General features: G+C 63.2%; 18 protein-coding genes. 3 read left to right on the plus strand and 15 right to left on the minus strand.

Annotated elements, in window-relative coordinates; all coding sequences use genetic code 11:
* The first annotated feature begins 11 nt into the window (after nucleotides 1-11).
* The 3 genes from NKH89_RS13000 (at nucleotide 12) to NKH89_RS13010 (ending at nucleotide 3,357) form a co-directional block, all read left to right on the plus strand.
* Nucleotides 12-1,601, plus strand: coding sequence for an FAD-binding protein (locus NKH89_RS13000; RefSeq protein ID WP_352909015.1), 1,590 nt, complete (start codon nucleotides 12-14; stop codon nucleotides 1,599-1,601).
* On the plus strand, nucleotides 1,598-1,969 hold the full coding sequence (locus tag NKH89_RS13005; RefSeq protein WP_023804055.1) for a 4Fe-4S dicluster domain-containing protein: 372 nt from the start codon (nucleotides 1,598-1,600) through the stop codon (nucleotides 1,967-1,969). The genes NKH89_RS13000 and NKH89_RS13005 overlap by 4 nt, the downstream gene beginning before the upstream one ends.
* A 62-nt stretch (nucleotides 1,970-2,031) precedes the next feature.
* Nucleotides 2,032-3,357 carry an LLM class flavin-dependent oxidoreductase gene (locus NKH89_RS13010; RefSeq protein ID WP_023804056.1) on the plus strand — a complete coding sequence of 442 codons (1,326 nt, stop codon included), beginning with the start codon at nucleotides 2,032-2,034 and terminating at the stop codon, nucleotides 3,355-3,357.
* A gap of 3 nt (nucleotides 3,358-3,360) precedes the next feature.
* Here the strand turns inward: NKH89_RS13010 and msuE are convergent, their stop codons facing one another.
* The 15 genes from msuE to NKH89_RS13085 all read right to left on the minus strand — a co-directional run bounded on the left by msuE (nucleotide 3,361) and on the right by NKH89_RS13085 (nucleotide 19,232).
* Complete coding sequence (msuE, locus tag NKH89_RS13015; protein ID WP_031257105.1) at nucleotides 3,361-3,927, minus strand: FMN reductase; 567 nt, start codon at nucleotides 3,925-3,927, stop codon at nucleotides 3,361-3,363.
* Nucleotides 3,928-3,932: 5 nt separating this feature from the next.
* Nucleotides 3,933-4,739, minus strand: coding sequence for a sulfurtransferase (locus tag NKH89_RS13020; protein ID WP_352909017.1), 807 nt, complete (start codon nucleotides 4,737-4,739; stop codon nucleotides 3,933-3,935).
* Nucleotides 4,740-4,816: 77 nt separating this feature from the next.
* Nucleotides 4,817-6,616 (minus strand): vanadium-dependent haloperoxidase, encoded by a 1,800-nt coding sequence (locus tag NKH89_RS13025; protein ID WP_352909019.1) that lies wholly within the window; start codon nucleotides 6,614-6,616, stop codon nucleotides 4,817-4,819.
* A 54-nt stretch (nucleotides 6,617-6,670) separates the two neighbouring features.
* Nucleotides 6,671-7,504, minus strand: a complete 834-nt coding sequence (locus tag NKH89_RS13030) for an ATP-binding cassette domain-containing protein (protein WP_352909021.1) — start codon at nucleotides 7,502-7,504, stop codon at nucleotides 6,671-6,673.
* A complete protein-coding gene (gene ssuC / locus NKH89_RS13035) occupies nucleotides 7,501-8,316 on the minus strand; it encodes an aliphatic sulfonate ABC transporter permease SsuC (RefSeq protein WP_023802531.1) in 816 nt (271 codons plus the stop codon). Before ssuC ends, NKH89_RS13030 begins: the two co-directional genes overlap by 4 nt.
* 2 nt (nucleotides 8,317-8,318) lie before the next feature.
* Nucleotides 8,319-9,497, minus strand: a complete 1,179-nt coding sequence (gene ssuD / locus NKH89_RS13040) for an FMNH2-dependent alkanesulfonate monooxygenase (RefSeq protein ID WP_352909024.1) — start codon at nucleotides 9,495-9,497, stop codon at nucleotides 8,319-8,321.
* Nucleotides 9,494-10,444 carry a sulfonate ABC transporter substrate-binding protein gene (locus NKH89_RS13045; RefSeq protein WP_352909025.1) on the minus strand — a complete coding sequence of 317 codons (951 nt, stop codon included), beginning with the start codon at nucleotides 10,442-10,444 and terminating at the stop codon, nucleotides 9,494-9,496. Before NKH89_RS13045 ends, ssuD begins: the two co-directional genes overlap by 4 nt.
* Nucleotides 10,445-10,860: 416 nt before the next feature.
* Complete coding sequence (locus NKH89_RS13050; RefSeq protein WP_023802526.1) at nucleotides 10,861-12,207, minus strand: LLM class flavin-dependent oxidoreductase; 1,347 nt, start codon at nucleotides 12,205-12,207, stop codon at nucleotides 10,861-10,863.
* 48 nt (nucleotides 12,208-12,255) lie between these two features.
* Nucleotides 12,256-13,002 carry an ABC transporter ATP-binding protein gene (locus NKH89_RS13055; protein ID WP_023802525.1) on the minus strand — a complete coding sequence of 249 codons (747 nt, stop codon included), beginning with the start codon at nucleotides 13,000-13,002 and terminating at the stop codon, nucleotides 12,256-12,258.
* Nucleotides 12,978-13,859, minus strand: a complete 882-nt coding sequence (locus tag NKH89_RS13060; RefSeq protein ID WP_031256355.1) for an ABC transporter permease — start codon at nucleotides 13,857-13,859, stop codon at nucleotides 12,978-12,980. The genes NKH89_RS13055 and NKH89_RS13060 overlap by 25 nt, the downstream gene beginning before the upstream one ends.
* Nucleotides 13,860-13,891: 32 nt before the next feature.
* Nucleotides 13,892-14,944 (minus strand): ABC transporter substrate-binding protein, encoded by a 1,053-nt coding sequence (locus NKH89_RS13065; protein ID WP_031256353.1) that lies wholly within the window; start codon nucleotides 14,942-14,944, stop codon nucleotides 13,892-13,894.
* 755 nt (nucleotides 14,945-15,699) lie between these two features.
* Complete coding sequence (ald, locus tag NKH89_RS13070) at nucleotides 15,700-16,815, minus strand: alanine dehydrogenase (protein ID WP_352909028.1); 1,116 nt, start codon at nucleotides 16,813-16,815, stop codon at nucleotides 15,700-15,702.
* Nucleotides 16,816-17,098: 283 nt separating this feature from the next.
* The gene (locus NKH89_RS13075) at nucleotides 17,099-17,866 is read right to left on the minus strand and encodes a hydroxymethylpyrimidine/phosphomethylpyrimidine kinase (protein WP_023802519.1); all 768 of its coding nucleotides are present in this window, start codon (nucleotides 17,864-17,866) and stop codon (nucleotides 17,099-17,101) included.
* Nucleotides 17,857-18,462: a thiamine phosphate synthase gene (locus tag NKH89_RS13080; protein ID WP_023802518.1), complete on the minus strand. Its 606-nt coding sequence runs from the start codon at nucleotides 18,460-18,462 to the stop codon at nucleotides 17,857-17,859. Before NKH89_RS13080 ends, NKH89_RS13075 begins: the two co-directional genes overlap by 10 nt.
* Nucleotides 18,459-19,232, minus strand: a complete 774-nt coding sequence (locus tag NKH89_RS13085) for a thiazole synthase (protein WP_023802517.1) — start codon at nucleotides 19,230-19,232, stop codon at nucleotides 18,459-18,461. The genes NKH89_RS13080 and NKH89_RS13085 overlap by 4 nt, the downstream gene beginning before the upstream one ends.
* Nucleotide 19,233: the final 1 nt, after the last annotated feature.

Raw genomic sequence — 19,233 nt, forward strand, 5'->3', positions numbered from 1 at the left:
GATATCAGACGATGAGCAGGTCGCATGGCGAAACCCTCGAACTGACCGCCGACGTGCTGATCATTGGCGGCGGGCTTGCCGGAACCTGGGCTGCTTCGGCGGCGCGGCGCACCGGTGCCTCCGTCATCCTCGCCGACAAGGGCTATTGCGGCACCAGCGGCGTCACCGCAACTGCCGGGCCAGGCCATTGGTGGATACCGCCGCACCCTTCCGAATTGCGTGAGACGGCTATTTGCAACAGGAGAAAGACAGGGGCAGGCCTGAACGAGCCGGGGTGGATGGCGCGCATCCTGGCGCTAACCTGGGAAAGCCTACCGACGCTCGAAGGTTTTTACGACTTCTCCAAAGATGAAAACGGCGCGAAGCAATATCGCGCCCTGCGCGGCCCGGAGTACATGCGCGCCCTGCGCAAGCTGGTCGACAGTCTCGGCGTGACCATCCTCGACCACAGCCCGGCGCTGGAGCTGCTGCAGCGTTCCGATGGCTCGGTGTCAGGCGCGCGCGGCATCCGGCGGCAGGCGGGTGGCGATTGGCAGGTCAATGCCGGCGCGGTCGTGATCGCCACCGGTGGCACCTCGTTCCTGTCGCGCCTGCTTGGCTCGCACACCAACACGGGTGACGGCTATCTCATGGCGGCGGAAGCCGGCGCCGAACTCTCTGGGATGGAGTTCACCACCTACTATACTGTCGCTCCGGTGCGCTCGACGATGACACGCTCGATGTCCTACGCCTTCGCCACCTATTACGACGAGGACGGTGCAGTCATTCCGATGCCGCCGGGGCCGGAGACGTCACGGCCATTGGCACGGGCAATGCTGAAGGGCCGCGTCTTCTGCGATCTCGCCCGCACGCCGGAGGATATCCGCGCGCAGGTGCCGACGATCTCGCCCAATTTCATGCTCCCGTTCCGGCGCTGGGGCATCGACCCATACAAGGACCGGTTCGAAGTGACCTTGCACGGGGAAGGGACGATCCGCGGCATCGGCGGGCTGCGCATTGTCGGCGAGGATTGCGTGACTTCGGTTCCGGGCCTCTACGCGGCGGGCGATGCGGCGACGCGTGAACTGGTTGCCGGTGCGATTTCAGGCGGCGGCAACATCAATTCTGCCTGGGCGGTCTCGTCCGGCCAATGGGCCGGGAAGGGTGCGGCGCGCCATGCCGCCGAAAATCGTGCCGGAGTGGGGGGCAGGCCTATCGGGCAGGCGGGCCTGCGCCCTGCCAGTGTGCAGCGCGATGTCGACCTTGGTGCGACGCTGTCCGCCATTCAGAGCGAGATGCTGGCTTACGACAAGAACATCTTCCGCAGCGGGGAAAAGCTCCGGCACTCCGCCGAGGCACTTGAAGGTGCCTGGGCGGAGTTTGATGCGCACGCAGGGGGTGTTGGCGGCGGTCTGTTGAGAACTCGAGAAACCGCCGCGATGCTGGCCACGGCGCGCTGGTGTGCCGCGTCGGCGCTGGCGCGCGACGAAAGCCGCGGCATGCACCAGCGCGAGGACCGGCCGGAGACCGATCCCCGCTATAACCGGCGCATTATTGTCGGCGGCCTGGACAGGGTCTGGACGAGGTCGGACTACGGCCACGCATTGGAACTTGCATCATGATCGAACTCGTCATCGCCGAGCGTTGCACGGGCTGCAACGCCTGCGTCGAAGTCTGCCCGACCAACGTGCTCGAAGCGGTTTCCGGCGACACGCCGCGCATCGCCCGGCAGGAGGACTGCCAAACCTGCTTCATGTGCGAGCTCTATTGCCGTGGGGATGCGATTTATGTCGCTCCGGACTGCGAAAGCCCCACCGTGGTCGATAAAGACGACATTCTCGCCTCCAGCCTGCTGGGCGAATTCCGCCGCAATCACGGTTGGGATGAATGGGGGTCCGATCCCCGCTACACCAACGAGCACTGGCGGATGGAGAGCGTCTTCCTGCGCGCGAGGGATATGGCCATCGCCGAGGCGGCCGGAAACGCGTGAATGGAAATTTTGCCTCAGCCGACATTCCTATGACCTGAGCGTTTATCCGGGACCTCATTTCCATGATACAGAAACGGCAGTTGCGGCTCGGCGCGTTCATGCGCCCCGTCAGTCTTCATACGGGTGCCTGGCGTTACCCCGGCGCTTTCCCAGATGCGAACTTCAACTTCGCTCACCTAAAGCGTTTCGCGCAGACGCTTGAAGCCGCCAAGTTCGATGCGTTCTTCATGGCGGACCATCTGGCCGTCCTCAATATGCCCATCGAAGCCCTGAAACGGAGCCACACCGTCACCTCGTTCGAGCCATTCACGTTGCTGTCGGCGTTAGCGGCAGTGACAGACCACCTTGGACTGGTAGCCACGGCTTCGACGACCTTCGATGCGCCCTACCACGTCGCCCGACGCTTTGCGTCGCTGGACCACATCAGCGGCGGACGGGCCGGCTGGAATATCGTGACGACGTCCAACCCGGATGCTGCACTGAATTTCGGGCTGGAGGATCACGTCGAACATGGCGAACGCTATCGCCGCGCCCGTGAGTTCTACGACGTGGTGACCGGCCTATGGGACAGTTTCGCGGATGACGCCTTTGTTCGCGATCAGCAAAGCGGGCTCTATTTTGATCCATCCCGACTTCATGTCCTTGATCACAAGGGACCGCAACTCGCGGTGCGCGGGCCGCTCAACATCGCCCGGCCGCCTCAAGGCTGGCCGGTGATCGTCCAGGCGGGTGCATCGGAGGCGGGGCGGCAGCTTGCCGCCGAGACGGCCGAGGTAGTTTTCGCCGCACATGCGAATCTGGCGGCCGGTCAACGTTTTTATGCAGACGTGAAAAGCCGGGCGGAACAAGCAGGACGCGCTCGTGATCAGATCAAGATGTTGCCCGGCGCCTTTGTGATCGTCGGGGACACGGTCGAGGAAGCCCGTGCCAAGCGCGCCACGCTCGACAGCCTGGTTTATTACGAAAGCGGGATCGCCTCGCTTTCTATCGCGATAGGCCACGATGCGTCCAATTTCGATCCCGAAAGGCCGCTGCCAGACATTCCGGAGACCAATGCCAGCAAAAGCGGGCGCGAACGCGTAGTCGAGCTTGCACGCTTGGAGAACCTGACCGTCAGGCAGCTTGCCCAACGTCTGGGAGGCTATTCCGGCCTGGCGTTTGTCGGCACAGCAAAAACGATAGCCGATGAGATGGAAGAGTGGCTTGTCGAGGAGGGGTCGGACGGGTTCAACGTGATGTTCCCTTTTCTGCCAGCCGTGCTCGACGAGGTCGTCGACAGAGTGGTGCCGGAACTTCAACGGCGCGGGCTGTTCCGACGCGAATATGAGGGGTCAACGCTCCGCGAAAATCTTGGTTTGGCACGTCCCAAGAATCGATTTTTCGAATAGTCGTCAGGTTAAAGAAGCGCGTTCGACGCTGCGTCGGCGGGAGATCAGGAGAGAGCTCGCATCGTCGATCGCCTGTTCGCCGCGCTTGCGAATGGCCTCAGAGGCAAGCGCACCATCCAGAAAGTCCTTGTCCGTCGCATAAACGGCGGTCGGCAAGACGAGCGCCTCGAAGAAGGCAAAGAGAGGCCTGAGCTGATGTTCGATCATCAGCGCATGGCGCTCACCGCCGCCGGTCGCGGTCAGAAGTACCGGCTTGCCGCGCAAGGCAGCCGGATCGACGAGGTCGAAGAAATGCTTGAACAGGCCGGTGTAGCTGCCCTTGTATGTTGGCGAGCCGACGACGAGCACCTCGGCCGAGACGACCGCGTCAAGCACCCTTTGACCTGCTTCGTCGAGATCGCGCGACCAGCGTGCCGTCCCAAGCGAGGAGCCGACATCGTCCAGATCGAAGGTCACCGCCGCAAGACCGTGCCGATGCGCAATCTCCCTGACGAACTGCTCGACGAAACCGCGCGTCTTGGATGGCCGCGTGAGATTGCCTGAGAAGCCGACGACGGTGGGGTTTGTCATGGCGGTCACCGGGTTTGCGGGTTCAGTACGACCGGGCAGCTCTCGTCCTTCGCCCAGTCGGCGAAGCTCAGATAGTAGGCGCGGACGTCATCATATCCTGCCCGGACCGCGGCGGCGGCCGCAAGTGCGGCGCGGCCACCACCGTCGCAATGGGTGACCACGTGATCGCCGGCCCGGAACCCGGCTGCGGACAGAAGATTGCGTAGAGCGCCCGCTGGCTTCAGGCGGCCATCGTCGAGCAGGCTCGCATGCGGAAGCAGGCGCGCGCCGGGCAGATGGCCACCCCGAGCGTTGCGCCGCAGGTCCGTGCCGGCGAACTCATCCGTTGTTCGAGCGTCGAGAAGTTGGACGCCGTCCAGGTCGGCCTTCAGCGTCTGCCGGTCAACCAACCCGACCGATCCCACTCCCGGTCGAGCCTTGAATGTCGTCGGACCTGAAAGTCCACTTGCCTGCGCAAGCGGTTCCCTCTGTCCGCGGATGGCAGGCCATCCGCCGTTCACGATCAGCGCCTCCGCGCCGAAATATTGCAGGATGAACCAGACGCGGGCGGCCTCCGTCATGCGCCCGTCGTCATAGATCACAGCGGGCCGTGGGCCGCCGACGCCGAGATCGGTGATCGCCTGCTCCCAGTAGGTGACGTTCTCAAAGGAGGTCTCGCCCGACTTCGCGGCGGCCTCCCATGCTTCGATCGGCACGCGAACGGCCATCGCCGGGTGATCGGCCTCGAAGGCCGCAGGCTCCCGCACGTCGAGCAGACGAAACCCGCCAAGCGATGGCAGTGCGGCGGGCTCGACTATGGGATCGTGTGGCATGAGTTCCCTAGGACAACGCGAGGCGCGACATCGAATGGTGCCGCAACTGCAATTGCCGTGGGCAGCATTGGATCTCGCTAGACATCGGCCTTCGTCCCGTCGAAACGGGTGAAGCTGAACCCCTCGAACGGCTCGCGATATGTTTGCCGCTCGTTGCGGAGAATGCTGATCGCGAGCTCCTCGCCGAGCGCCAGCGACGCCGAGAAATCCGAGCGCCAATGGATGCCGGCCCAATCGCGGCCGACGCCGTAGTTCCAGGCGAGCTTGTTGAGCTCGCCGCCGACCGTGAGCTGCTCGCCTTGGTAGGGGATGAGTTTCGTCGGATCCTTCGGATCGGGCTGAACCGGATTGGGAATAGCCGCATCCTCATCGAACAGTGCCTTGAGGATCGTCACGTTGGACGCGGCGATCTGGGCGGCTCCGCCCGGATAGCTCGAGTGGATCGGCGCGCCCTCGGGGTAGACGTGCGACAGGAGATGGCTGCCGAACTTGGCGACGCTTCGTGCCAACGCAGTTGAGTTCAGGACGTCGCCGTGAACAGGATAGGCGTCCACCTTGTTGGCGATCCGGTGATGGATCAGCCCGCCATACGCTTCCGGCCGTAAGGTGCGGTGGACATAGAACTTCTGCCAGTAAGCCACGCGGATGGCCAGCGAGGCGGTGATCGGCAGCAGGCTCTGCGCGTAGGGCAGGCCAAACGTGCCGTAACCGCCGGTCTGCGTCTTCGACTTCACATACGGATTGGATTTGCTGAACGGGATTCCAAAACCGCCATAGTCCGGATTGGCCTTGTCGGGTGCTACACCAAGGAGCAGGGCTGCCGACCAGAAGGCGGCCGGATTGTTGTGGACGTATTCCGCGAGATCGCGGCCGGTCGCGATGTAGCGCGGCGTCGGGTCGAAGCTGGTCGGCTTGGCGGGCGGATTGCCGTTCTGGATGGCGAGCCACTCGTCGTAGCCGGTGAGGAAATCGGTCCCGGCCGCGGCGGTGCGAATGCGGGCGGGGATGAGCTGGCTGCCGTAAGGAGCATCCTTGAGCAGGAACTGCGAGATGTAGGGACCATGGAGCGTGCCGGGCGGCGTCACATAGCGACCGGTTCTTCCTGACAGACCGGCCGCGTCGACGTAGAGCGCCGTCCCGCGGAATAGTGTTTGCGGTGTAACGCCTCCATCCGTGCGCGGCCCGTTGAAGGCGGCGAGCTTGCTCAACTCGTTGACCGCGGCGAGCACGTCCTTATTGCTGGTGTCGTCCGTCAGCTCGGACAGCGGAACGTCGCGCAGGATCGACTGCCAATAGAGCTCGACGGCCTCGCCAGCCCGCGTCGCGCTGTCAAGCGCAGGTGCCGGCGGAATCGCGAACTGCGGGCCGACGCAGCCCGTCAGGTTCACGGCAAGCGAGCCCATCGGATTGAGCTGCTTGCGCTTGCCGCCGAGCGGTATCGCCTCGAAGTCGGCCGGATCACCCGAGGCGTAGGCCTTCAGCGTCGCGTCGAAGGCTGGTCGGTCGACTTCGCCGCGTTCGTCGTGCGGCAGACCGCGCGTATCGGAACCGATGCGGTTTGGGTATTTCTCTTCGTCGCCATTAACCGGATGCGGCGCGATCGCCACCGCGAAATCGGTGTCCGCCGCGGCGCTCCGCGCGACATAGGCGTGTTTGCGGAAAACAAGGTGGGCGTCGGTCTCCTCCTCGCCGGCATGCGCACTGGCCGAGCCGACGGCTGCGAGGGGAGGTAACCCTGTAACCGCTATCGCTGCGACGCCTCCGGCCGCTCCAAGAAACCGGCGGCGGCCGCCATTGTGGACATCTGCCCTATCCGGCGCGGAGGCCTCACGGCCGGTCCGGCCTTTGGCTTCTGATCCGTGATCCCAGTGCGTCATTGCGATCTCCATGTTTCGCCGAAGCGCTGCATTGATCGAAGGCAATGCCGCGCCCTATACCTCTTCGAGAATTCGCGCTTGCAGGGCGACGGCCGACATGTCCGCGGCCTCGCGTCGAGGGCGAGTAAGATCGACAGGAATGTCGAGCGCTATGGCGCCGTCGCGGATCACGATCACCCGGTCGGCAAGGGCCACCGCCTCGGCGACATCGTGGGTGATGAGAACCGTCGTGAAACCGTGCTCGCGCCATATACGCTCGAGCAGGCGGTGCATCTCCATTCGCGTCAGCGCGTCGAGAGCCCCGAACGGCTCATCGAGGAGAAGGACACCGGGCCGGCTCACCAAGGCACGAGCAAGGGCGACGCGCTGACTCTGGCCGCCCGACAAGACCGCGGGCCAATCATTCGCCCGATCCGCAAGTCCGACATCGGCGAGCGCTGCCGTGGCGGTCTCGCGCCAGCCGTACGCCCGTGCGATGCCGACATTGCTGAGAACGCGATGCCAAGGGAGAAGCCGCGCGTCCTGGAAGAGCAGCCGGACGTTCGACTGCAGCGATTGGACCTCCGCGCCGCCGACCGAGACGGTCCCGCTCGTCGGGCGGTCGAGGCCGGCGATCAGGCGAAGGAGCGTGGACTTGCCGCAGCCGGAGCGACCGACAATCGCCAGCAACTGGCCGGCAGGGATAGCAAGGTCGAGCTTGGACAACACCCGCCTGTCGCCAAACGACTTGGACAAGCCGTCAAGCAACACAGCCTGTCCATTCGCCGGGCGCTCTTCATGCTTCCGTCGCACAGCCTCGCGGAGCGTGTTTGCTCCGTCTGGAGCTGTATCGGTTTCCTGGAATACTGCGCCTTCGCGCAGCCGGAGCGCGGTTGCAACTTCTCTCATGGTGCTGCCCTGGTGGCGGCGGGTTGGTACGCCGGATGCCAGGCGAGAGCGCGCGCCTCGATCAGCCGGGTGATCGCGTCGGCGAGCTTGCCGAGCAGCGCGTAGACGATGATGCCGAGGACAACGATGTCGGTCTGCAGGAATTCCCGCGCATTCATTGTCATGTAGCCGATGCCCGAGGAGGCCGAGATCGTCTCGGCGACGATCAGCGTCAGCCACATGATGCCGAGCGAGAAGCGCAGGCCGACAAGGATCGACGGCAGTGCACCCGGCAGGATCACCCGCCAGAACAGCGCGAGCGGGCCGAGCCCGTAGACGCGCGCCATCTCGATCAGCCTGACGTCGACGGTGCGGATGCCATGAAACGTATTCAGGTAGATCGGAAAGGCGGTTCCGACCGCCACCAGAAAGATCTTCGCCTCCTCACCGATCCCGAACCAGAGGATGACGAGGGGAATCATGGCCAGGTGCGGCACGTTGCGCAGCATCTGCATCGACGAGTCGAACACGGTCTCGGCCGGCCGCGAAATTCCGGCCAGTACGCCGAGGACGAAGCCGATACTGCCGCCGATAGCAAGCCCCTTCAGCGCCCGTTCCGTCGAGATGGCGGCATGGGTGAGAAGCGTCCCATTGCGCAGGCTTTCCCAAAAAGCGGCGGCCACCGCGCTCGGAGCTGGCAGCAGGCGGGTCGACATTATTCCGCTGCGCGAAGCAATTTCCCATACGACCACAATGCCGATCGGCAACGCCCACGACGCCAGGAGCTTGAGTGCCGCTGTGCCTGCGTTTTGAAGCTGCGACGGCTGCGCCATCTTCAAGATACCCAAGGCGCCGCCGGCCGGATCTCGCTGGCGATGGTCTCGCCGAACGGGCCCGTGTTGACGGAAAGGTTCGCCTTCTCCGGCGCGTGGGCGAGCGGAAGCAGGGGAAAAACGAGTTCGGCGAAGCGGTAGGCCTCCTCGAGATGCGGATAGCCGGAGAGGATGAAGGTATCGATGCCGATCGCCCGATACTCTTCCATCCGGGCCGCGACCTCCTCGGGCGAGCCGACCAGCGCGGTCCCGGCGCCGCCGCGGACCAGACCGACGCCTGCCCACAGGTTCGGGCTGACCAACAGCTTATCGCGGCGGCCGCCATGCAGGGCGCTCATCCGGCTCTGCCCGACAGAGACCATGCGCGCGAACACCGACTGCGCCTTGGCGATCGTTTCGTCGTCGAGATGCGCTATGAGGCGGTCGGCAGCCACCCAGGCTTCTTCGGACGTCTCGCGGACGATGACATGGAGCCGGATGCCGAAGCTGAGCTTGCGCCCGTGCTTTCGGGCTGCCGCCTTGACCTTCGCGATCTTCTCCGCGATGAGCGCCGGCGGCTCGCCCCAGGTCAGGTATTTGTCGACTGTCTCGGCGGCGACCCCGATCCCTTCTTCAGAGGACCCGCCGAAGTAAAGCGGCGGATGCGGCGCCTGGACAGGTGGAAACAGCAGCTGCCCGCCTTCCAGGCGGATGTGCTTGCCCGAAGTGTTGACCGTCTCGCCGGCAAGCAGCGCCTTGTAGGCATGGAGAAACTCGCGGGTGATCTCGTAGCGGTCTGCATGGCTCGCGAAAATGCCGTCGCCCTTGTTCTCGATCGGATCACCGCCGGTCACCACATTGATGAGCAGGCGGCCGTTCGACAGCCGGTCGAGTGTCGCGGTCATGCGCGCCGCCACCGCCGGCGGCTGCAACCCGGGCCGCACGGCAACCAGGAACTTCAGCCGCTCAGTGGACGTCAGCATCGCCGAGGCGACGATCCAGGAATCCTCGCAGCTCTTTCCCGTGGGCAACAGCACGCCGTAGTAGCCGAGCTGGTCGGCAGCCTGGGCGATCTGGCGCAGATACGGCAGGTCGGTAGCGCGGCCGCCGACGGCAGTGCCGAGGTACCTGCCGTCTCCGTGAGTCGGCAGGAACCACAGCACGCTTACGCGGTCGGGAGAAAGCTCAGCAGCGACGGTCACGACTGCGGCTTTTTCACTGCATCGGCGATCCGGATTGCGGTCGGGATAAGGCCGAGTTCATGGAACACGTCGGCGATCTTCTGCTGCGCGGCCACCACCTCCGGTGTGATCGGCTTCACGCCGTAGGAACGCCGCTGGACGGCGACTGCGAGAACGTCCGCGGGAATGCCGAGCGCCGGCGAAAACTGTTCGGCCACATCGTCGCGGTTGGCGTTGATCCAGGTGTCGATCTCACCGAGGGATGCCACGACGGTGTCGACCACTTCGGGCTGGGTGTCGACGAAGTCGCGCGAGGCGAGATAGAATTCGTGGTTGTCCACCACGCCGCTGCCGTTTGCCAACTGGCGGGCACCGGTAGCTGCTTCCGCGGCCGCGAGAAATGGCTCCCAGATCACCCAGGCATCGACAGCCTGCTTCTCGAATGCGGCGCGTGCGTCAGCCGGCGGCAGGAACGAGACTTCCACGTCAGTATAGGCGAGCCCGGCTTTCTCCAGCGCCTTGACGAGCAGATAATGGACGTTCGAACCCTTGTTCAGCGCCACCTTCTTGCCCTTCAAGTCCGCGACGGTCTTGAGCGGGCTGTCCTTCGGGACCAGAATCGCTTCGGCTTCCGGCGCCGGCGGCTCGTAGCCGACATAGACGAGGGGAGCGCCAGCAGCCTGCGCGAAGATCGGCGGCGCCTCGCCGGTCGTGCCGAAGTCGATGGAGCCGATATTGAGCGCCTCCAGGAGTTGCGGCCCCGCCGGGAACTCGGTCCACTCGACCGTGTAGCCCTGCGGCTTCAGTTTTTCCTCGAGCAACCCCTTCGTCTTCAGCAGAATGAGTGTGCCGTACTTCTGAAACCCGATACGGACGATCTTGTCTTCCGCATGGGTTGCCGTGGCGGCGCCCAGCGCAATGCTGACGGCGAGTGCGAGCTTGGCAACATATCGTATGAAGGCATTCATCAAATCGGACTCCTCTTCCCATGGTCGCTCTGGACTTTGAATCGGCGGGCACGAAACATGCCTCACACTGCACCCGCGAATTCTGAAGCGCAGTCGGGGATTGCCCAGTCTCAATGAGCGTACCGGGCCGGCTGAGGGTTCTCAAAGAATATTCTACTAATTTGATAGACTTTGTTGATAGTGTTTTTGCTTGGATGAAAAGAACTGCGGAGCAGTGCGCCAACGAGCCTATACCGACCGCGCTGCGTGACAAGGCGCGATGTCCGCGGGTGCGAATTCGCCGATGAAGACAAGCCCGGCGTCGGTCTCGGCCGGACTGTCGACCGTACCTTGCCGTTTCGAATTTCGTTCCAACAACATCGACTGCAGGATGTTATCGAATCGCTTCAAGGTCGAACGCTCGATGCGAAGGTAGCTCAGGCGGTCGCCTTTTGCGGCTGGCTGAACGTATTGTCAGGGCGGGGCAGACCGAAATGGTCCCTCAGCGTTACCCCGTCATAGTCGTGCCGGAAAAGTCCGCGCTTGCGCAAGATCGGCACCACCTCGTCGGCGAATACGTCGAACCCGCCCTGAAGATAGGGCGGCATGACATTGAAGCCATCTGCGGCACCGTTGTCGAACCATTCCTGGATCTTGTCGGCGATCTGTTCGGGCGTCCCGGCCTGGACCCAATGCCCGCGCGCGCCGGCGAGACGGTGGAGCAACTGGCGGATGGTCGGATTCTCGCGCTCGATGATGTCGAGTACGACGTGGAAGCGGCTGCTCGCACCGCGCTCGCCCTCGCCACTGATGAGCTCGCGCGGAAATGGCCCGTCCAGATCGTAGCTGGAAAGGTCGGCGTCTACGATGCGCCGTAGCTGATCGAGCGAATATTCCGGCTGCGTCAGCTCGTTGAACTCGTCATGCAGTGCGCGGGCTTCAGCCTCGGTTGAACCGATGAAGGGACTGATACCAGGCAACACCTTGACGTGGTCAGGGTTGCGGCCAACCGACTTCACGCGCGCTTTGATGTCAGCATAAAATTCCTGCGCGTTGCCGAGTGTCTGATGTGCTGTGAATATCGCCTCGGCATAGCGGCTTGCGAATGACCGTCCGTCTTCAGACGAACCCGCCTGGACATAGACCGGCCGCCCCTGCGGCGAGCGCGGCAGCGTCAGCGGCCCCTTCACCCGATGGTATTTGCCGATGTGGTTGATTGGGTGGATCTTGTCGGTGTCGGCAAAAATTCCGGATTCCCGGTCCGCGACGAGCGCGTCGTCCTCCCAGCTGTCCCAGAGCTTCGTCACCACATCAACGAATTCGCTTGCGCGCTCGTAACGGTCGGCGTGGGTCGGATGTCGATCAAAGCCGAAATTCAACGCTGCGGACGCATCGCCCGTGGTGACGATGTTCCAGCCGGCGCGCCCGCCACTCAAATGATCGACAGAAGCAAACAGCCGGGCCAGGTTGTAGGGTTCGTTGTAGGTGGTCGAGGCGGTAGCGATGAAGCCGATGCGTTCCGTCACAGCGGCGAGCGCCGAAATCCATGTCAGCGGCTCTAGCCTGAAGCGGCTTGCGTAGCGGATGTTATCGGCAAGTGCGGGGCCATCGGCAAAGAACAGCGCGTCGAACTTGCTCGCCTCGGCCTTTTTCGCCAGTTCCTGATAATAGGCGATGTCCAACACTCTCTCAGGTGCGGAATCCTTGTAGCGCCAGCCGGCTTCATGATGGCCGCCAGGATAGATGAAAAGGTTGAGGTTCAACTGTCGTGATTTGGCGGGCATCTGTTGGTCCTCCTGGGTAGTGACACGGAGCCGCACGTCTTCGGCCGCTCAGACGGGCAGCAGAGGCTTTGTCTCGACGCCGAGATGACGCAGAAGTTCGGAGCGAATCTCGCCGAATCGGCGATCGCCATGATCGCGTGGCCTGGGGATACTGATCGCGATGTCGGCGATGATTGCACCATTGTGGAGCACCAAAACCCGGTCCGCCAGCGTCACAGCTTCGTCGACATCATGGGTGACCAGCAGGACGGCCGGCTGGTGACGGGTGCAGAGCTGGCGCAGCAGATCGTGCATGCGCAGGCGGGTCAGCGCGTCGAGTGCGCCGAACGGCTCGTCCGCCAGCAGCAGTTCAGGATCACGAACAAGCGAGCGCGCCAACGCCACCCGCTGCTGCTCGCCACCAGAGAGTTCGACCGGCCATGCGGTCTCGCGGCCGCTCAGGCCAACCTCTTCGAGAGCTACCCGTCCGCGTTCGGCGGCGTCCGGCAGGCCGAGACCGAGAACCACATTCTCCAGCACTCGTTTCCAGGGCAACAATCGGGCATCCTGGAACACTACCGATTTCTTATCCGGCGTATCGAGTCGGCCGGATCCGGAGACTTTGTCGTCGAGATCGGCGAGCGCGCGCAACAATGTACTCTTGCCCGACCCGCTACGGCCGAGAAGGGCGACGAACTCCCCCTTCTCGATGTCGAGACTGAGGCCGTCGAGGATGGTTCGCGGCCCGAAACGCCTCACAAGGCCCTTGACCCGCACCGCGGGCGCGCCGCTCAATCCGCCAGGGTGCGACGCCATGACAAGGACCTTTCCTGGAAGAAGCGGACAATGCCATCGGACATGAGACCAAGCAACGCGTAGACGACGAGGCCGACGATGATGATGTCGGTCTGGCCGTAATTGCGTGCGAGGTCGACCATGTACCCAATGCCGCTCGTGGCATTGACCTGTTCGACCACCACCAGAGACAGCCAGGCGTAGGTCACCGCGAAACGCAGGCCGAGGAAGAAGCCCGGAAGCGCGCCCGGCAGGATGACCTGGCGGATGAATTCGCCGTAGCCCATTCGCAAGGTCTGGGCCAGTTCGACATAACGGCTGTCTATGCTGCGCAAGCTGCTGTGGGTCTGGATATAGATCGGGATCAGGACGGCCAGCGCGATGGCCGTCACCTTCATGCCCTCGCCAATGCCGAACCAGAGCATCAGCAGCGGGATCAGAGCGAGCGTCGGTATCGCCCGCTTGATCTGAACGGGGCCGTCAATGATTGCCTCGCCAAGCCGGGACAAACCTGAAATGAGAGCAAGCACGGTCCCGATCAGGATACCAAACACCAGACCCTGTGCTGCCCGCCAGGCAGACGTCATCAAATGATCCTGAAGCTTCCCTGCGGCGATGAGATCGATGGCAGTGCCGACAACCGACCAGGGCGCCGGCAGCGTTCTTGGATCGATCAGGCCGGCGATGCTGCCGATGGACCAGATCACGAGAAGAAGTGCGGGACCGATCAGCGCGCCAAACGGGATCGGCCGCCCAAGTGCGAGGCGACGCCTAGGAGCGGTCTTGCGGGCCTGTACAGCGGGCGCAATCAACCCCCTTTCATCCGATGCGTAGGGAATGGGGAGTGCAACTGCGGCGGTATGTGAGATTGCGTTCATCTGCATCGTCTCCAGTGCTGGGAAGCAGGTCGTCAGGACGCGTTCAGCGCATTTGTGGCAATCCTCTCGAAGCGCCTGTCGAAAAGATCCTCTGCCTTGATGGGGGGCTTGTTCAGTTCCTTGGCCAGGAGGTCGATCGTCGCTTGCTGGCGCGCGATCACATCGTTCCAGTCGGACGGAATGTCGAACCGTCCGTCGGCCTCGACGAGATACTGGCCATCTTCGCTGTTGAGGCCCTGGGTGGCGACGTAGTAGCCTTCGATCCACTCTTTGGGATGCTCCTCCACCCATCGGGCCGCAAGTGCCCAGTAGCGCACATATTCGCCGAGAGCGGCAGCTTTGGCCGGGTCGTCAAGCACGGCCTGTGGGGCATAGAGATGGGCTGGATCGTCGCGCAAGCCGTGTGGGATGATTGTCGCGCCGTCGGCACCATACTGTCGCAGATAATGCTTGACGAGGACGCCCCAGATCGGTGCGACATCGACTTGCTTGCTGGCAAGTGCCACCGGATAGGCATCGCCTTTGCTGGGCAGTTCAATGAGATTTACATCCTCCTTGTTCAGGCCGGCGGCCTGCAGGACCCTCAGCACCAGCGCGCCTTGCGCCTGTCCGGGGCTGAAGGCGATCCGTTTGCCGCGCAAATCCGCGAGCGTCTTGACCTCGACGCCCGGCGCAATGCCGAGTTGATAAATCGGGTGCTCAACCGGATCCTTGCGGAACTTCGCAGCAATGATCTTGACCTTGAGCCCCGTCCAGGTCGCGTGGATGGGCGGAATGTCGGCAACGGATCCGACGTCCAATGCATTGGCGCGAAAGGCTTCGATTGTCTGTGGGCCGCCGCTGATGTTGGCCCATTCGACGTTGAAGGGTAGTTGATCGATCAGGCCCGAGAGTTCCAGGGCTCTTTGCGTCTCGGGATCGCCGATACGAAGCACGGTGCCCTCCGGGATCCTGGTCGGCAGTTTACCCGCGTCCGGACTGCCCGCCTCGGCACTGAAAGGGGAGGAAGAAGCGATCAGGGTTACCGCCAAAGCGGTCGCCAATACACCAAACCGCCTTCTCGAAAATCTCTTCACAGCTAACATCATCGTCTTGCTCCAATTTTGGAAATGGCCCTACTTTCGCTGTTCAGTATGTCTATCAATTATATAGACGATAAAGTATCGGATGCTGTTCTTTGCCACCCGAGAGAAACGCTGTTCGCCTCCAATGCTCATTTGGGGCACGCGTCGTTCAAATGTTGCCGACTGCGACGCAGGGCATCGATGGTATCGTCCCTCAGCAACGCTCATCCCAAGATTGATGCCTGGACCGGGTCGAGCACTGCCGATGCCTGGGGGCTGTTCGACAGGGCAGAGCCGACCGCTACGGTCGCTCCCGCCGACCCGAGCATGCGGATCTTGACCGCCGTGAAAGCATTGGCGGCAAAGGCACCGCGCATGCTGGTGTCACAGCGACAGCTCATCTGTGTTTATGTGGGCTGTCGACATCAAAGCATGGCGCCCTTACGAGCAGAGCTGGCCATGTAAGCAGCAGAAATCGGACTCGCCGGTGGGGGCAGGTTCTCCTTTTCGTCAGTAACGATCTGGAGACCGGAAACGATTGCACCGACCACCCAGAGACGCCAAAGCTGATGCTCACGGGGAAGGGACTGGGGATTTCGGCAGGCGATATCTAGTTTCGGACGCGTTCAGCTTCATCGTCGACTAGGGTGTCGCGCCGACGAGCTTCACCGCGGACATTGACGGAAAGGGGAGCACGCCTCTGGCCAATCGTCGGCAAAAAAAGCCCGCCGGAACGAACCGGCGGGCGAGACGGGAGGAAACGGTTGTAACTGGAATCAGGCGGCGAGAACGGCCCTCGGCTCGACCAGTTCGTAACCGAGTGCTTCGGCCACTGCGCGATTGGTGATCTTGCCCTTGTGGACGTTCAGCCCGTTGCGCAGATGGTGGTCGTCGACCAGCGCCTTGAGGCCCTTGTCGGCGAGCTGCAAGCCATAGTGCAGCGTCGCATTGTTGAGCGCATGAGCCGAAGTCACCGGCACCGCGCCTGGCATGTTGGCGACGCAATAGTGGATGACGCCGTCGACCTCATAGGTCGGCTCGGCATGAGTTGTGGCGTGCGAGGTCTCGAAGCAGCCGCCCTGGTCGATGGCGACGTCGACCAGCACGGCGCCTTTCTTCATGCCCGACAGCATTTCGCGCGTAACGAGTTTCGGCGCGGCGGCACCCGGGATCAGCACGGCACCGACGACGATGTCAGCCGAAAAACATTCCTCTTCCAGCGCCTCGACAGTCGAGTAGCGGGTGTGAACGCGGCCGCCGAAAATATCGTCGAGCTGGCGCAGGCGAGGGATCGAGCGGTCGATGATGGTGACGTCGGCGCCGAGGCCGACCGCCATGCGGGCCCCGTGCAGGCCGACGACGCCGCCGCCGAGCACCGTGACCTTGCCGGGCAGCACGCCGGGCACGCCGCCGAGCAGCACGCCGCGGCCGCCATTGGCCTTCTGCAGCGCCGTTGCGCCGGCCTGGATCGACAGGCGGCCGGCAACTTCCGACATCGGCGCCAAGAGCGGCAGGCCGCCACGGTCGTCGGTCACGGTCTCGTAGGCAATCGCGGTGACGCCGGAAGCAAGCAAGCCCTTGGTCTGCTCCGGATCCGGAGCCAAATGGAGATAGGTGTAGAGGATCTGGCCTTCGCGCAGCTGCGCCCATTCGCTGGGCTGCGGCTCCTTGACCTTGACGATCATGTCCGACCTGGCGAACACATCGGCGGCCGTCTTGGCGATGGTGGCGCCGGCGGCGCGGTAGGCGTTGTCGTCGGCGCCGATGCCGGCACCGGCGCCGGTTTCGACCAGCACCTCGTGGCCATGGGCGACATATTCGCGGACCGAGCCCGGCGTCAGACCGACGCGGTATTCATGGTTCTTGATTTCCTTGGGGCAGCCGACGCGCATATTCTTCTCCTGATCCGGCCCTTGGGGCTCGTTTCCCTGTATTGGTGGAGTGAACCACGAATCGCTGCGCAGGTGTTTGCGAATGCGCTTGCGCCGGATCGCGTGTTTCGATAATCGTTGCGCGAAACCAAAGGATTTTCGCACGAGTCACGAAAAATGCCGCTGGACAGGATCGATATCGCCATTCTCGAGGCTTTGCATAGGATGGCGGACATCTTGCGATGCGCGGACATGGCGTGGATATCGTGATTGGGGGGCCGCGATTAGATTGACCGAGGCAAAGTCAATTTCGTCCGACTGCATTCTTTCGCAGCCTCCTGAAGACAAACAGCTTGCCTTCGCGCACGCCGTCTTCAAGTGATCTCGCCTTTGCCAGATGCGCTGCAATCGCGCTAGCCAGCATGCAGCCCGTCCCGCGCATCGATACGGCAAGGCGCGGCATGTCAAAGCGGATTGGTCCTTGATCCAAGCGCAACAGAATATCGGTCGATCGGGGTCCCGTCGCGTGGCCGCCCTTGATCAGCAGGGCCTGCATCCCGGCCACCAGCAATTCCTGGCCTTGCCACACTGCGCCGTCTCCATCCACCGCTGGCTCTAAGCCAACAAGAAGCGCCAGCTCGATGAGATTGGGTGTGACGAGGCGGCAAAGGGGCATCAGGTCGCGTTTCATGGCGGCAATGGCCCTTGCGTCCAGCAGCGCCCGGCCTGAGGTCGAGGCCAGCACCGGGTCGAGTACTGCCGGCACCTGTGGATTTTCGCGTAGCACAGCCGCGACGGCTACGACGATCTCGGCCGTTGCAAGCATGCCGATCTTGATGGCCGTCACCTCGTTGGCCTGCAGCGCGGCGCGCATCTGATCGGCCATAAGATCGGGCTGCGAAGGATGGATTTCCATGACGGCGTCGTGCGTCTGCACCGTTAACGCGGTGACAGCCAGGCAGGTGCGCACGCCAATGGAAGAGATCGTCTCGATGTCGCGTGCAATTCCAGCCCCACCGCTGGAGTCTGATCCGCCGACGACGAGCACATAAGGGTCTCGCCTCAGCGCCATGGCTTTGTCTTTTCGATCCATTCTCGCGTGCGCGCTTCGGGATCGGCATTCAACGTGATGTCGGTGACCACCGCCGCGGTGTCCGCACCAGCCGCGAAAACACCGTCGAGCCGGTCGGGGTTGAGGCCGCCAATGGCGACCAATGGAATGGGTGCGACCCGGCGCTTCCACTCGCCGATCCGTTCGACCCCTTGCGGCGCCCATTTCATCTGCTTCAGGATGGTCGGGTAGATGGGCCCCAGCGCCACATAGTCCGGCTCGGCCGCGAGAGCTGTTTCCAGTTCGGCGTGATCATGGGTCGAAAGTCCGAGCTTCAATCCGGCGTACTTAATCGCCAGCAAGTCGGCTTCAGCCAAATCCTCCTGGCCAAGATGGACGAAGTCGCAGCCTTCCACGATGGCGAGCCGCCAATAGTCGTTGACGATCAGTTGGCAACCATGGACAGCGCAGACGTGGTTCGCGCGGCGGATTTCCGTCCGCAGCGTGGCCTCGTCCTGATCCTTGATGCGCAACTGTACCAGCTTGACCCCTAGCGGCACCAGCCGCTCGACCCAGTCAGCGCTGTCGACGATCAGGTAGAAGGGATCGAGCTTCATGAGAAAACCGCCTTGCCGAATGTCGGCGTCGACGGCGCCGCGACATCGCGCGGTTCGAGCATTCCCGAAGCAAAAGCTTCGCGACCGGCTTCGACCGCCTTGCCGAACGCACGCGCCATGCCGATGGGGTCGGCCGCCTTGGCGACCGCCGTATTCAGGAGCACAGCGTCAAAACCGAGTTCCATGACGGTCGCCGCGTGCGACGGTCGTCCGAGCCCGGCATCCACAATCAGCGGGACGCCAGGCAAATGTCGACGCATCGAGCGCAGCGCCGGGATGTTGACCGGCCCGAGCGCGGAACCGATCGGCGCGCACCACGGCATCAAGACCTTGCAGCCCGCATCCAGCAGCCGCTCGGCGACGACAAGGTCATCGGTGGTGTAGGGAAATACTGCAAAGCCGTCTTCGCACAGGATGCGCGCGGCCTCGACAAGGCCGAACACGTCCGGTTGCAGCGTATCCTGGTTGCCGATCACTTCGAGCTTGATCCAGCTCGTGCCGAACACTTCGCGCGCCATGTTCGCGGTGGTGACCGCTTCCTTGACGGAGTGGCATCCGGCCGTGTTGGGCAGGACTCTCGTGCCGAGCGAGCGGATCAACGTCCAGAATTTTCCGCCGCTCCTGCCGCCCGCCATCTCACGCCGCAAGGAGACCGTCACCATCGACGCGCCCGACGCCTCGACCGCATCGGCAAGGATCGCGGGCGAGGGATATTGAGCCGTGCCCAGAAGCAGGCGAGACGGGAGCGTCGTCCCGAGAAGTTCGAACATG

The sequence above is a fragment of the Mesorhizobium sp. M0923 genome, assembly GCF_040319365.1.
Taxonomy (GTDB): domain Bacteria; phylum Pseudomonadota; class Alphaproteobacteria; order Rhizobiales; family Rhizobiaceae; genus Mesorhizobium.

What these genes read in the sequence shown, in the direction of transcription:
- NKH89_RS13000 (WP_352909015.1), top strand. Translation starts at nt 12, where the DNA reads ATGAGCAGGTCGCATGGCGAAACCCTCGAACTGACCGCCGACGTGCTG.
- NKH89_RS13005 (WP_023804055.1), top strand. Translation starts at nt 1,598, where the DNA reads ATGATCGAACTCGTCATCGCCGAGCGTTGCACGGGCTGCAACGCCTGC.
- NKH89_RS13010 (WP_023804056.1), top strand. Translation starts at nt 2,032, where the DNA reads ATGATACAGAAACGGCAGTTGCGGCTCGGCGCGTTCATGCGCCCCGTC.
- msuE (WP_031257105.1), bottom strand. Translation starts at nt 3,927, where the DNA reads ATGACAAACCCCACCGTCGTCGGCTTCTCAGGCAATCTCACGCGGCCA.
- NKH89_RS13020 (WP_352909017.1), bottom strand. Translation starts at nt 4,739, where the DNA reads ATGCCACACGATCCCATAGTCGAGCCCGCCGCACTGCCATCGCTTGGC.
- NKH89_RS13025 (WP_352909019.1), bottom strand. Translation starts at nt 6,616, where the DNA reads ATGACGCACTGGGATCACGGATCAGAAGCCAAAGGCCGGACCGGCCGT.
- NKH89_RS13030 (WP_352909021.1), bottom strand. Translation starts at nt 7,504, where the DNA reads ATGAGAGAAGTTGCAACCGCGCTCCGGCTGCGCGAAGGCGCAGTATTC.
- ssuC (WP_023802531.1), bottom strand. Translation starts at nt 8,316, where the DNA reads ATGGCGCAGCCGTCGCAGCTTCAAAACGCAGGCACAGCGGCACTCAAG.
- NKH89_RS13045 (WP_352909025.1), bottom strand. Translation starts at nt 10,444, where the DNA reads ATGAATGCCTTCATACGATATGTTGCCAAGCTCGCACTCGCCGTCAGC.
- NKH89_RS13050 (WP_023802526.1), bottom strand. Translation starts at nt 12,207, where the DNA reads ATGCCCGCCAAATCACGACAGTTGAACCTCAACCTTTTCATCTATCCT.
- NKH89_RS13055 (WP_023802525.1), bottom strand. Translation starts at nt 13,002, where the DNA reads ATGGCGTCGCACCCTGGCGGATTGAGCGGCGCGCCCGCGGTGCGGGTC.
- NKH89_RS13060 (WP_031256355.1), bottom strand. Translation starts at nt 13,859, where the DNA reads ATGAACGCAATCTCACATACCGCCGCAGTTGCACTCCCCATTCCCTAC.
- NKH89_RS13065 (WP_031256353.1), bottom strand. Translation starts at nt 14,944, where the DNA reads ATGTTAGCTGTGAAGAGATTTTCGAGAAGGCGGTTTGGTGTATTGGCG.
- ald (WP_352909028.1), bottom strand. Translation starts at nt 16,815, where the DNA reads ATGCGCGTCGGCTGCCCCAAGGAAATCAAGAACCATGAATACCGCGTC.
- NKH89_RS13075 (WP_023802519.1), bottom strand. Translation starts at nt 17,866, where the DNA reads ATGGCGCTGAGGCGAGACCCTTATGTGCTCGTCGTCGGCGGATCAGAC.
- NKH89_RS13080 (WP_023802518.1), bottom strand. Translation starts at nt 18,462, where the DNA reads ATGAAGCTCGATCCCTTCTACCTGATCGTCGACAGCGCTGACTGGGTC.
- NKH89_RS13085 (WP_023802517.1), bottom strand. Translation starts at nt 19,232, where the DNA reads ATGTTCGAACTTCTCGGGACGACGCTCCCGTCTCGCCTGCTTCTGGGC.